Raw genomic sequence first — 12,791 nt, 5'->3', positions numbered from 1 at the left:
CCGTAAATGAATGGCCATTCAGCGGAAGGGAACAGTTACCCGTCCGGCCCGCAAGAGGTCAACGGGGAGGGGTTAACTGCCAGCCTACAGCTTGGTGGCGCCGCCCAGCTTGGTGTCGTCGGGGCTTTCCAGACGGTTGCGCAGACGGCGAAGCAGCTCGCCGAAGCCGTTATCCTTGATGATCTTGCTGAAACTCACCCGGTAGGTATCGACGAGAGAGGCATCATCGACCGAGTAGTCCGTGATCCGCCATTCACCTTTGGGGTTTTTCTCGAAATAGTAGTCGAGCCGGATCTCCTCACCCTTGTAGGTAATCTTTGCACTTACCACAGTGCGGCGGCCCACCTCCTCCGGCTTGCGGTACTGGATGCGCCCTTCCGAATAGTACTCGAGAGCCTTGTCCGAAACCGAGTTGTTGACAGTGACCTGCCGGAACAACGAGAGAAACTCGTCCAGTTCCTTCTTGCTGGCGAGCTTCTGGTTACGTGCGCCCAGTGCGTCCAGCGCGATGCGGTCGTAGTCGAACAGGTCATTCAGCAGCTGCTTGAGCGGCTCCTTGTCCTTGGCCGAAAGCGGCAGCGTCCGCTTGCCAATATACGCCCGTATCTCCTGGTCCCGCGACTGGATGAGCGGCAACGGACCCGCGTCCGAAGCAATCACCAGAGAGGGTACAAGACAGCAAACCGCCAGCAGAAGAGCCACAAACCGTTTCATTGTCATGGACTGGTGTCCTCCAAACCGGCCGCCTCAATGAGTTCGGCCCAGGCCTTGTTGTTCTCGAATATGGCACTCAGGAAACTTCCGCGCGTCTGGAGGTAGTTCTGGTAGGCAATCAGGAGGTTATCGGTCGTCTCGACGCCGACGCCCCAGTTCAGGCTCGCCGAACGGAACCACCGGCGGCTGGACAGGTTAGCCTCACGCAGCGCCTCCACAGTCCGCTGCGCGCGGAGCATCTCGTAGTAGGCCTGCCGCGCCTGGATACGGAGCCCCATGATGGCTGCCTCCTGGCCAATTCGCGCCTGCTCGTACTGCGCCAGTGCCTCGTCGCGCTTGGCCTCGTGCATCCACCCGCTGAAATCGAAATTCAGGCCCAGCACGACGCCACCACCAACCGACCGGAAATAGTCACCGGCGAATATCGAACGGACCTCACGCCGGGGGGCGTAGGCGGCAAACCCCTGCCCGGCGACGAACACATCCGGCTTCATCCATGACTTGAGCGTTCCCAGTTGTGCCCGGCGGGCCTCGACACCCACACCTGCCCGGCGGGCATTGAAATGGTTGATGGATGCGGAGTCCTCGTAAAATGTCACCGGGTCCAGATCGATCTCCACCGGGGCGATGTCCTCCTCGGCGAGCTGGAACTCGTCCTCCGGATCGAGGCCGAGCATCACTGCCAGCGTCGTCCGCGCCAGTTCCTGCTGGGCCCGTACCTTCTCGATCTGCATCCGGAGCTGGCCGAGGAAGATTTCCACGCGGTAGAGATCGGTCAGGGTGAACTCCCCGTCGTCCATCTCGACCTTTTCCTTGATTGTGTCCCGGTTGCTGGCGAGCTGCTTTTCGACATCGGCGACCAGGTCGATCCCGTCGCCAGCGGCAAGCAGTCCCCAGTAGAGCTCGCGTATCCGCTTGCGGATCTCTGCCCGCTTGAGCGCCAGTTCCAGTTCCGAATTCCGGATTCCGGCCTGTGCCAGCATTCTGGCCGACTCCAGCTTGCCCCAGGTGTAAAGGGGCTGGACCAGGTTCAGCTCGAACCGGAAGAACGGCCCCAGCCTGTCGAGCGCACGTGATTTTTCCACCTTGATGGTGGGACAGGCAGGATCGGTCGGATTGGTCAGGCAGACCGGCGCAGCCGCCAGGTCCGGCACACGCCGGATCTCCTGACCGGGAGCGGGCCCGACCAGGGCCCGGCCGGTGAACTCCGGCAGTATGCCCGCCGCCTGTGCCTGCCCCATCAGCGCATGGCTTTCGGCGATCTTCAGCCGCTGGATCATCACCTCCGGTGACACCTGATCGGCAATCCGGAGGCAGGCATCCAGATTGTAGATACGGGTGTCGATATCCGGCAGCGGTGGCCCCGGATAACGGTCCTGCCGCGGCTTACCAGCCTGAACTGCTCCGGTATCCGGATCTGACGCCTGGGCAAGCAGGGGAGAAAACGGTGCCGCTACAAGCAGCAAAAGCACCAGCAGGCAAGAGAGGCGCAGCAAACCGCTCATGCGGCCGCCTTTCCGGACATGACGGTGCCGTCCGGCGAACGCCACTGGTGGATTACCAGCACAACATAGCCCATCAGCGCGAACACCAGCGTGCGTGCCCGCCGGACAAGCCCGGTCGAGAGCCCGTCGCGCCAGCCGAGACCCACCGCCTTGAACAGCAGCCCATGCCCGCCCTCGTTGGCGCCAACCTGCTGCGGAATGAACGAAAAACTCACGTTGATAATGACGGTCGCCGCTGCGATCGCATGGGCCTCCCAGGCCGACATTCCGATACCAAATGCCCACGCCACCACCAGTACATCGAGCATCCGGCTCATCCGCCCGGCGAGGTGTGCCGTGAGCGCCGTCCAGAACCGCGCCCGGTGTGTCCGGTAAAAGATGGTGAGCTCGTCGTCGATCTGCTCGACCTTTTCCAGTGTATCGTCCGAAAACCGGATTCCAGCGCGGCGGAGCCATCCCACGAGCGACAGTAGCGTTTTTCCCCTGCGAATCAACGTGACCAGAATCACTGCTGCCATCATCAAAATGCCCGCCACGATAGCCTCGATCCAGGCGACCGATTCGGGCAGATCAAACACCCAAAAGCCGACGACAACGCCACTCACCATGTGGATGATTCCGGCGATTGTGAAAATCGATTTATCCAGAATGACCGTTGCCGCCGCCTGGTGGGTTTCCAGATGACGGCGCATCAGCGCGATTCGCACGGGTTCGCCGCCCAGGTTCATGAGTGGAGTAATGGTATTGATGCTCTCTCCCGCCCAACGAACGAAAAACAGCCGCCCGTAACTTACCGGCCGCACCACGCCGCCTGAACCGTCAAACGTCAGATACCAGCCGAGCGTCGAGCAGGCATTCCACAGGAACGACAGGGCCAGCATCAGGCCGAACGCCGCCACGCCGATCCGCGAGATGCGCGCCCACATCTCGCCAAAGCCTTCGTGGGCGAACACTGCTACCAGGAATACGAAACCGGCGGCCAGAAGTGCCGTCCGGACCAGCTTTCCCCTGGAGAAAGCCATATCGCATCACCCCGACACGTTCCGGCGGGCCACCGTGAAGTAGATGTTCATCAGCACAATGGTCCCGACCGTGGCGAAAAATATGAGATGGTAGAAAAACGCCGCCTGGAAAAGCCCGCCCAGAAGTGCCGCCACACCGATGGCGAGCGACCAGGAATCGCGTTTGCCCAGTATCTTGATGCTGTCCAGGAACCGGTAGACGAAGCCCGCCTTCTTTCCGTCCACCCGCGATTCAAAATCCTTGTAGACCGCCACCAGTGTGCCCGACTTCTTGTTCCGGTAGAGATAGAGATACATCCCGCCGAGGAGAAACACCGTCAGCCCCAGCGTGCCGAAACCCATCGCGTGCACGTACGGGGCCCATGCGTTGCCACGTTCCCCCGCAAACCGCGCATATCCGAGAGTAAGGCCTGTCAGATAAGCCACGTAGGTCACATTATCACCGACCGTATCCACCCATGCGCCCGAGGGCGAATCCATGTACTTGCTGCGGGCGATCTCGCCATCGCACCGGTCGAGCGCCGCACAGAGCTGGAACAGCACGCCGCCGGTGAGAAACCCGGCAAAGGTACCCAGCGAAAACGCCCAGGCACTCACAAAGCCGATGAGTGTCGTGAACACCGTGATCTGGTTCGGCGTCACCGGGGTTTCACTGAGCAGCCAGCTCACTGGAATCGAGAGTTTCGAGTTGAAATGGATGGATACCGGCCCGGATGTCGGCTTGAACACATTGCGGAAGATTGCCCGCTTGGCCGCCCACGCACCGGCGGAGTCGCTTGCCGGAATGGCGAAGTGGTTTTTCGACGGTGGTTCGCCGGTCCACAGGGGCTCCGGCTTGCCTTCCCCCAGCCGCCGCATGAGAGGCGCGCCGGGAACCTCCGCCGGGCCAGTCGCCTTGTCCAGAAGCTCCCAGACACCGCCACCCACCACGACATTCGCTTCGGTCTCCACGACCGGCAGTTCTTTCCGCGGCCCGGCCGCGGGGCCCCATGAGATATCCGCCCCACCCAGCCGCCGGTCCTGGGCAAAGAGACGCCGGGCCTCCTCAACACCCGGCCCCGTCACCTCGATCTGCTCCGCGCCCTGGCGATATCCTCCGATCAGGAGGCGCAGCAGGACGGGAACTCCCCCCACGCGAACAAATGCGGGGCTGGGTTCTGTTTCAGGAAGCCGGATGATCAGGCGGAATGCCAACGGGGCTCTCTTGACCTTTCTAGTACAGCCGGGGAAACCGGACCGGGGCAGGTGGTTATCCCACGGGAGCAGGAGCCGCAAGGAGGAATCAGGAATCGCCCAGATACAACGAGCTGTTTTCACGGACGCGGGCCAGGTCCTGCGGGAAGTCGATCTCCGCCCACTTGAGATCACCGATCGGACATATGCCCACCGGATACCCACGCCGGGCGATCCACTCGATGGCCCGGGTGTACCAGTCCGTCGCGGCCGACTGGCCGCGCACCATGTCCTCCAGTGTCGCCTTGAGCCGTTCGCGTCCCTCACCGGTAAACTTCATGATCCCGATCGATTCGCCGTCAGCCTGATCCAGTGGAATCCCCTTGTTGATCGCCTGGATCCGGTCCCCGTCCAGCAGGACTTTCATGTCGTCCTCGTCATAGGCGTCCTTGTGGGCGGTTGTGACGTGGATAGGATATTTGTTCGTTTCCTTGAGCCGCTGAAGGATGCGCCAGTCGAACACGTTATCGCCATTGATGGTGATAAAATCCTCGTCCATGTATTTCTGGGCGGACCAGAGCGAGATCAAGTTGTTGGTGGTGCTGAAGAACGGGTTGTAGGCAGTTTCGATCCGCATGCGGGCCAGCCCGTTCTGCCGCCAGCGGGAGACGTATGCCTCGACGAGCTGCCACTGGAAACCGGTCACGACGACCGTGTCGGAAATACCGGCCCGCCGGCAGTTACGGATCTGGTGTTCCAGAACGGTAGTACCGTTCAGGTCGAGCAGACACTTGGGCGTCCGTTCCGTGTGTGGAAGGAGCCGGGTTCCCTGTCCCGCTGCCAGAATGATCGCTCTCAACGCTATGTGCCCGCTACCCGCAGTCCGCCCGCTTCAAAGCCCAAAAACACGGTCCCCGCTTACCGCAAAAGACCGGTGCCAGTCTAGGGTCCAGAAGGATAGCTCACACGTGAGATTGATCACAATCCCAAGGAATTTCAATGGGTTCGGCAGTGTTATACCCAGTTTCCACATCCTGTGGATAAGCTGCGGAAGGTTTCCGATTTTGATAACGTCAGGGACCAAGAGAGTCGCATAAGTAACTGTAATCAAAGAATTATTTCCTCATATCCTCGCCGGGGTTCCCGTCCGGCAATGCCCACGATGCTGTGGAAAAACGCCGCCCTACTCCACAGCAGTCCCTGACGCCTGAACAACAGCAAAACACTTGCCCAAGGCCTCGCTCTGGAAGTGGAAAATGGACAAACGAAAATCGACAATGGCCGTCGCTCCCATCTCCGCCGCCCGGATCTGGAGGCGTGAGGAGGCCTGGTCCTTCGCCTGATCGAGGGCGCTTGCCATTCCGGGCTTCGGGGCTTTCGTGAGCGATTCGAAGAAGCCGTGCTCGTCGCACATGGCCTCGGATGACAGGAAACCCAGAACCCGTGATGGCCGGCCGCCTTCCAGGAGGGCCGTACTGGTCAGCAGCCGCACCTTTGCCCGCTGCTCGTCCTGGGTGCGTCGCTGGACGTTCGCCTCCCGATCCCGGCAGTCGCGGCATCTCGGAGCTTCCTTAAGGCAAACCGCACAGAGCGGTTTCCCGCACTCGGTGCAATGCCCCGCCCGGATGTCATTCGGATGATAGGGGCAGAGCATCCTTGGCGTGGGGCCTGACTCGATTTTCGTCCCGCTCTCCTGGGCAAGCTTCACCAGTGCCGCGTAGAGATCGGCGGTGAGCTTCTTCTGGACGTTCGGGAGCGCATCGAACTGCTTTTTGTACTGCTCGAAACTGATGCGCGTTCCGGCCCGTTCGGTAAGAAGTTTCGCCGACAGATGCCGGGTCCGGTCGCTTCCGAACTGCCGGTAGACGATCACGAAGTCGCTGGAAGGGGGCGGCTGCCACCGCTCGCCCGTCACCGGCGGGAGCGGTTCCTCGGCAGGCATGGGGGCGGTCGAGGCGGCGGCAGGGACTGGCGCAGATACCGGCGCGGGCCGGGCAGCGGGGGCCGATGCAGGCGCCGGGGGTGCTGACGGAGGCAGAACCGGGGGCGCGGCAGGCTCCACCGGCGGAGGGGGTTCAGATGCCGCGGGCGGATCGGCCGGGGGCGAAGCCTCGCTCTTCAGCACGAACATGTTTTCGCACGATCCGCACTTGAGCAGTATTTTCGCCGCGTTCCGCTGTGCGTCAGGTATAGGGACTGCCGCACCGCACCGGGGACAGGTCGCATCCATTGAAGTTACCTCGCCATTAAACTTGCCGTGACGGAAGTAGTATAAGCGCGCTCATGGGACGCCCACAACGGATTCCGGCGGGAGTTTATGGAATTACCGGGCCGGAGCACTGTTCTGATACGGTCAGCACCGTCCGGGCCTGGCTCGCCGCCGGGATCCGCACCGTGCAGCTCCGGTGGAAGGCCGCCACACCGAAGGACTACTTCGGTCTCGCCCGGACGCTTCAGGGGCTCTGCGCCCGAAAGGGTGGGCTCTTTGTCGTGAACGACCGGGTAGACGTGGCCAAGGTTCTCGGCACAGCGGTCCACATCGGTCCCGACGACCTGCCACTGGAGGCGGTCCGCCAGATCCTCGGCCCCCGCGCCATTATCGGTGTATCCACCAACACCCCGGCCGAAGCCCGGCGCATGGAAAGGCTGGGGGCGAGCTACGTTGGCTTCGGGCCGCTCTACCCCACCGCGAGCAAGGGGAACCTCCGCGCCCGGCGAAGCCTCTCCGAACTTGCCCGGACAGTCCGGGGAGTCAGCATCCCCGTCATCGGCATCGGCGGAATCAGTGAATCAAGCATCGCGGACGTCCTTGCCGCCGGAGCCCGTGCGGCGGCCGTGATCGGCGCACTGAACGGGAAAAATCCGGAATTGAAGGCACGAAAGCTCATCGAGGCCATTAGGGCCCACCCTCTCCCCTGAAACCGGCTATCATGTTTACAATGACCGACCGTTCCCCCCTTCCGTGGCTGGCGACGACCGTCGCCCTCGCCCTGCTCATCGCCTGTGGCGGCAAGACCGACCCGATGCAACGGCCCTCAACCGTGACTTCCAAGGCTGAACGGCTCATCAAGGCCGGGAACTACTACGAGGCGATCCGCGTCTGGCAAACCGCTCCGCCGGGGGCTGATACCGAGGAACGCGTGCGGGAAACCGAGAAGATCCTTGCCGAGGAGGTATCCCGGCGGATCAAGCGTGCTGGTTCGCTCCAGCGGCGCGGACGGATCGGGGAGGCGCTCCAGCAGACCTCGGAGGCCTATAAGCTGGATCCCCGGAAGACCGAGCTGGTCCCCCGGATGGATTCGCTCAGGAAGGATCTGGAAAAGCGCCGCGCCGAACTGCTCCCGCAGGCGGAGGCAAAACTGGCGGCAAAGGATATTGAGGGCGCGCACGAACTCCTGCTTCGCCTCAACTACCTCGACCCATTCGACAGCCAGACCAAAAAGCGGCTGGATGAAACCGAAAAACAGTGGAACCGGGAGGTGGCAGCCAGCTTCGAACGCGGCATGGACTTTTATGCAAAGCGTGACTTCGCCGAGGCGGCGAAAGAGTTTGAGAAAGTCCTCCAGCGTTGGCCGGGCAATACCCTGGCGCGGAACTACCACCAGCAGAGCCGCACTGATGCCGGGCCAGTACAGTCTGACCGTGAGAAGGCCGAGCGCACCGAACGGCAGCGGGTGGCCCAAGCCACCCAGGCCCTTGTCGCCCGGGCCGAGGCCTGCACAAAAAGCGGCGACTTCCGGTGCGCGCTGGAGCGGCTCAACGAGGCACTCGACGAAGACCCCGACAGCGTGAAGGCCGGGCGGCTCCGTCACGAGATTGTGGAAAAGCTCACTCCCCAGCTCGAGGAGATATACCGCCGGGGACTCGACCACTACCGGCGCGAGGACCACGAACAGGCCATCAGCGAATGGCGGCTCGTGATCCTCGTGGACCCCACCCACGAACGGGCCCGCAAATACATCGAACGGGCGGAACTGATCCTGAGGCGTCTCGAAAGGGTGCCGGGCGCGAAAGCACCAGAAGGGGGGTGAAGAAGGTTCCCGCCACGGCTCACCACGGCTCACCACGCATCGCCACGGTTTGCAGGTTTTCCGGCCTTGTTCTGAATCCAGCTGGAATCTCCAGTTATTTCAGCTAGTAAAGCCATTAGTTCAAAGTTTTCTGGATATATCACCAAAAAGGTTATATATAGAACGCGGGCGGTAATACCAAAAGCACATGACTGGACAAAAGGGTTTCACGATCTGGTTCACGGGGCTTTCCGGTGCGGGGAAGTCCACGATCACGGCTGCACTGGTCAAAGAGCTGAAAGACCGGCTGCATCTCAAGGTGGAGGTACTCGATGGCGACGTGGTGCGGACACACCTAACCAAGGGCCTGACGTTCTCCCGCGAGGACCGGGACACCAACATCCTCCGCATCGGCTGGGTGTGCGAGCTTCTCACCCGCAATGACGTGATCGCTGTCGCAGCCGTCATTAGCCCCTACCGGGAGACGCGAAGCAAGGTCCGCGAAATGGTGGGCGCGGGAAAGTTCGTCGAGGTATATGTCGCCGCACCGCTCGAAGTGTGTGAAGCCCGCGACGTGAAGGGTTTGTACAAGAAGGCCCGCGCCGGGGAGATTCCCCAGTTCACAGGCGTATCCGATCCCTACGAACCGCCCGAAAACCCCGAGGTCGTCTGCAATACCCACCAGGAGTCGGTCCAGGAGAGCACGGCGAAGATCATCGCCCGATTGCGGGAGATGAAGCTGCTCGACTAGAGCCTTCCCATGACGTCAGACCCTTCCACATTCACGCCCGCGGTCGAGGATATCGAGGCCGGCCTTCTTATTATCGGGGGAGGAGCGGCAGGCTCTTTCGCGGCAGCGCATGCCCGGAGCCTTGACCCTTCGCTCGATGTCGTCGTCGTCGAAAAGGCCAACATCATCCGGAGCGGATGCCTGTGCGCCGGAATCAGTTCCATCAATGCCTATGTCAACAAGGGCGAGACGCCTGAATCGTTTACCCGGTGGGTCGCCAACGACAACTTTGGTGTAATCCGCGAGGACCTGGTGCTTTCGCTGGCAAAGCGCCTCGATGAGGCGGTGAAAAAGGTCGAAAGCTGGGGCCTGCCCATCCTCAAGGAACCGGATGGCAGCTACACCCCCCGCGGCCGGGGTTCGATCAAGATTCGCGGCGAGCGCATCAAGCCGATCATGGCTCGCGCCGTCGCCCAGTCGGGCGCCCGGGTAATAAACCGTGTTGCGGCGACAAACTTCTGGATGGCCGGAGGGCGTGTCGCGGGCGTCCTCGGTTTCAATGTCCGCACGGGCGCGTTCGTGCGAATCCGGGCTCCCCATACCATCATCGCCACCGGCGGCTGCGGCGGGCTGTATCTGCCGACCAACACGGGCCTCGCCCGGCACAAGGTCTGGTATTCGCCTTTCAACACGGGTGCGGGACTGGCGATGGGGCTCAGGGCCGGAGCTGAAATGACCTCGTTCGAGATGAGGTTCATCGCCCTCCGGGTGCGGGATTTCATGTCGCCGACAGGAGTGCTGGCGCAGGGATTCAAGTGCAAGCAGGTGAACCGTCTTGGCGAGAACTACCTGGAAAAATACTACTCCGGCTGGGGCGGCCAGAAGATGTCCACCGCGCACCGCCTCCTGGCGACGCTCATGGAAGACCGCGCCGGGCGGGGCCCCTGCTACCTCGACACCAGCCACCTCACCGAGGCGGACATGGTGAAGATCAAGACCTCATATCTCGACATGTCCCCTTCAATTCTGCTCATGTGGGGCGACAAGCGGATCGACCCCAAGCTGAACCCCGTCCGCATCTGCGGGTCGGAACCCTACGTGCAGGGCGGGCACGGAATGTCGGGCTACTGGATCGGCACAGACCGCCGGACGACCATTCCGGGCCTCCATGCTATCGGCGACGTGGCGGGCGGCGCGCCCAAGAAGTACGCCTCCGGCGGCTGGGCCGAGGCGATGATCGCCGTTGATGACATCCTGAGCCGCCCGGACACCGGGAACAGCGGCAAAGCGGACCGCGATGAACTGGAAGAAAACGCCCGCCGGGAACAGGAGCGCGTCTACAAACCCTTCGTCCGGCGCGAGAAATACCGGGGCCCGGTGAGCGGCTACGTGCTCCCTGAAGAGGTGGAACTCCGCCTCCAGAAGCTGATGGATGAATATGCGGGCGGTATCTCGAAGGAATACGAACTCAGGGCCGACCGGCTCGACATCGCCCGCCATGCGCTGAGGAAGCTGGAAGGCGTGGTGGATCGCATGGCGGCACCGCAGATGCACGACCTCATGCTCGCCCACGAAGTGATTGACCGGATTCTCGTCGCCCGTGCACTGGTCGAGCACCTGGACTGCCGAAAGGAAACCCGCTGGCCCTGCTACCAGACGCGAACGGACTATCCCGAACGTGACGACGCGAACTGGTTGAAGTTCGTCAATACGGTTTATGACACCAAGAGTAACGAGGTCCGGGCCGTGACTCGCCCTCTGGAGAGCGGCCGGCCGTGAGCATCTTCATCGACGAGGATATCTGCAATGGCTGCGGGAAGGCTGAGGAAGCCATGTGCGTCATGGTCTGCCCCGGCGACCTGCTGTTCATGAAACCGGACCGCAAGGCGGCCATCCTGGAACGGCTGCCCGACTGCTGGGACTGCGCCGCCTGCGTGAAGCACTGCCCGGTGGGGGCGATCGACCTCAAGCTCCCGCTCGAAATCTCCGACGAGGGGATGGCCTTGCGTGCCAAGGTGCTGCACACCCGGACGCGATGGACGCTGGAGCACGCCGACGGACGGCAGGAGATTCTCGACATACCCATCGCCGATACCCGCGATCCGAGCCTGGAGATCAAGGGCGAGTCTAAGGAGTAGCGGGAGCGAGGTACAGATTCAGCCAGAAGGTTCCGCCGCATGGGCGTACTTCATCTGGCTTGCCGAGCCATCCGGGCAGGTCAGGACCGCCCCGAAAACCGAGGACAATCAGCGAACGCCTGTCTTCATGCTGACGGGAAACGAACTCCCGCCAGTAGGCGACTCCCCTCACCCGGTCATGCCGGAATCGCCAGAGCAGCGGCCCGTGGAGACGGTCAGGGACAACGGCAGCGCTGCCGGGGTAGTCCGCAACGCCCCGTTCGAGGCAGTCCCCGGCGACGCGGCTGTCCGACTGCACGGCGCGGTTCGACTCCCGCACCGGCACAAGCTCCCGGAGATCACCGAGATAGCCGCCGACCCCGGCAGCAAACAGAACGACGAAAGCGGATATCCGCCACTCTGGCTTCGCCGGGATACGCGCCGATATCCAGAACAGCCCGCCGGCCGAGAGGCACACAGCGAGCAGGACTTCCGGCAGCATGAACCGGTGGAACAACGGACTGCCCGTGATCCCCAGCAGAAAGATCACGCCGAGATGCGCCACCAGGGCAAGGCCCGGCCAGAGGAGCTTGCGGTGGACGGTCGAAACAAGCGCGATGGCGCCGCCCGCCGCCAGAAGAACGAGCCCGTCGCTCGTCATCGTGTAGATTGCGCCGCGCATCCAGACGAGAAGCTCCACCATGCCGAACCGGTGGGGGCTCGCAGCCCGCGAGTAGCTTTCCATGTTGGCGATGAGTCCGAGCCACTGTCCGTTCAGGATCCGGCCCAGCAGCAGCCAGATGGCGAGCGATGCCCCCAGTGCGGCCGCTGAACCGGCCATCCGGAAGCGCTGGTCCTTTCCGCTCTCGTCTCCGCTTTCACCCGGCCCAGGCGCTGCCAGTGCCCATGCCGGTCCCACGGCAAGCGCCACCGCTAGCCCGTCGATCCGCGACAGTGCCATCAGCACAAGCGCGGCCACCACTTCCCGGCGCCGGCCGCCCGTGGCGGCCGCCCCGAACCACAGTACTGCGGCAGAAAGCGTCGCCACCGAGTTCATGCAAAAACACAGTTCCCAGGCATGGGGATTGACCACCACGAGAACTGCTGCCAGCCACCCGGATGCCGGATATTCCTCGAACCAGGCCGCCGCAAGACGTATCGCCATCACGGCCAGCAGCCCCATATGTGCCGCACCCCAAAGGGTCCACATGATGGCAGGGTCCGGCCCTATCCGGACGGCCAGCCAGGAGAGCACTAGTTCCACCGGCTTATAGCTCGCCGCGCCAAGCCACCAGGCGCCGCCATCAGCACGGGCCAGTGCCGCATACCCGTCGTTGCCCGGGAAGGCGTGGGCCCATCGGGCGACCGCATAGCCACCCGCCGAAACAAGGCCCCAGACCGCCAACAGCAGGCCGGAGCGGCCGCTCGGGATAAATGCCGACATCATCCGGCTGTATATTCCCTTGTCGTTGCAAATTGAAGGAACAGTCCGTTAGGCTCCTGCTACGCGCCCCATCGAC

Annotated in this window: 12 protein-coding genes; 5 read left to right on the top strand and 7 right to left on the bottom strand. The window is 62.7% G+C overall.

Annotation, left to right across the window (positions count from 1 at the left end; all coding sequences use genetic code 11):
- Window positions 1–84 precede the first annotated feature (84 nt).
- From KIT79_13915 to KIT79_13890, 6 genes are all read right to left on the bottom strand, one after another.
- Window positions 85–720, bottom strand: coding sequence for an ABC transporter substrate-binding protein (locus KIT79_13915; GenBank protein MCW5830399.1), 636 nt, complete (start codon window positions 718–720; stop codon window positions 85–87).
- Window positions 717–2,219 (bottom strand): TolC family protein, encoded by a 1,503-nt coding sequence (locus tag KIT79_13910; GenBank protein ID MCW5830398.1) that lies wholly within the window; start codon window positions 2,217–2,219, stop codon window positions 717–719. The genes KIT79_13915 and KIT79_13910 overlap by 4 nt, the downstream gene beginning before the upstream one ends.
- Window positions 2,216–3,241 (bottom strand): flippase-like domain-containing protein, encoded by a 1,026-nt coding sequence (locus KIT79_13905; GenBank protein MCW5830397.1) that lies wholly within the window; start codon window positions 3,239–3,241, stop codon window positions 2,216–2,218. The genes KIT79_13910 and KIT79_13905 overlap by 4 nt, the downstream gene beginning before the upstream one ends.
- A 6-nt stretch (window positions 3,242–3,247) precedes the next feature.
- Window positions 3,248–4,435, bottom strand: a complete 1,188-nt coding sequence (locus KIT79_13900) for a CDP-alcohol phosphatidyltransferase family protein (GenBank protein ID MCW5830396.1) — start codon at window positions 4,433–4,435, stop codon at window positions 3,248–3,250.
- 88 nt (window positions 4,436–4,523) lie between these two features.
- Window positions 4,524–5,273, bottom strand: a complete 750-nt coding sequence (locus KIT79_13895; GenBank protein ID MCW5830395.1) for a phosphocholine cytidylyltransferase family protein — start codon at window positions 5,271–5,273, stop codon at window positions 4,524–4,526.
- Window positions 5,274–5,597: 324 nt separating this feature from the next.
- Window positions 5,598–6,644: a heavy metal-binding domain-containing protein gene (locus KIT79_13890; GenBank protein ID MCW5830394.1), complete on the bottom strand. Its 1,047-nt coding sequence runs from the start codon at window positions 6,642–6,644 to the stop codon at window positions 5,598–5,600.
- A gap of 53 nt (window positions 6,645–6,697) precedes the next feature.
- Between KIT79_13890 and thiE the strand changes: the two genes are divergently transcribed.
- The 5 genes from thiE to KIT79_13865 all read left to right on the top strand — a co-directional run bounded on the left by thiE (window position 6,698) and on the right by KIT79_13865 (window position 11,292).
- Window positions 6,698–7,333: a thiamine phosphate synthase gene (gene thiE, locus KIT79_13885; protein ID MCW5830393.1), complete on the top strand. Its 636-nt coding sequence runs from the start codon at window positions 6,698–6,700 to the stop codon at window positions 7,331–7,333.
- Between the two features lie 20 nt (window positions 7,334–7,353).
- On the top strand, window positions 7,354–8,445 hold the full coding sequence (locus KIT79_13880) for a tetratricopeptide repeat protein (GenBank protein ID MCW5830392.1): 1,092 nt from the start codon (window positions 7,354–7,356) through the stop codon (window positions 8,443–8,445).
- Window positions 8,446–8,632: 187 nt separating this feature from the next.
- Window positions 8,633–9,175 carry an adenylyl-sulfate kinase gene (gene cysC, locus KIT79_13875; GenBank protein MCW5830391.1) on the top strand — a complete coding sequence of 181 codons (543 nt, stop codon included), beginning with the start codon at window positions 8,633–8,635 and terminating at the stop codon, window positions 9,173–9,175.
- 9 nt (window positions 9,176–9,184) lie between these two features.
- Window positions 9,185–10,933 (top strand): adenylyl-sulfate reductase subunit alpha, encoded by a 1,749-nt coding sequence (locus KIT79_13870; GenBank protein ID MCW5830390.1) that lies wholly within the window; start codon window positions 9,185–9,187, stop codon window positions 10,931–10,933.
- Complete coding sequence (locus tag KIT79_13865; protein MCW5830389.1) at window positions 10,930–11,292, top strand: adenylylsulfate reductase; 363 nt, start codon at window positions 10,930–10,932, stop codon at window positions 11,290–11,292. Before KIT79_13870 ends, KIT79_13865 begins: the two co-directional genes overlap by 4 nt.
- On the opposite strand, the gene KIT79_13860 is transcribed toward KIT79_13865, so the two are convergent.
- A complete protein-coding gene (locus KIT79_13860; GenBank protein MCW5830388.1) occupies window positions 11,282–12,718 on the bottom strand; it encodes a hypothetical protein in 1,437 nt (478 codons plus the stop codon). The two genes, KIT79_13865 and KIT79_13860, sit on opposite strands and share 11 nt — an antisense overlap.
- Window positions 12,719–12,791: the final 73 nt, after the last annotated feature.

The organism is Deltaproteobacteria bacterium (assembly GCA_026129095.1).
Classification (GTDB): Bacteria; JAGRBM01; JAGRBM01; order JAGRBM01; family JAHCIT01; genus JAHCIT01.
Note: the sequence above shows the minus strand (reverse complement) of the source record. Positions and strands in the feature narration are given on the sequence as shown.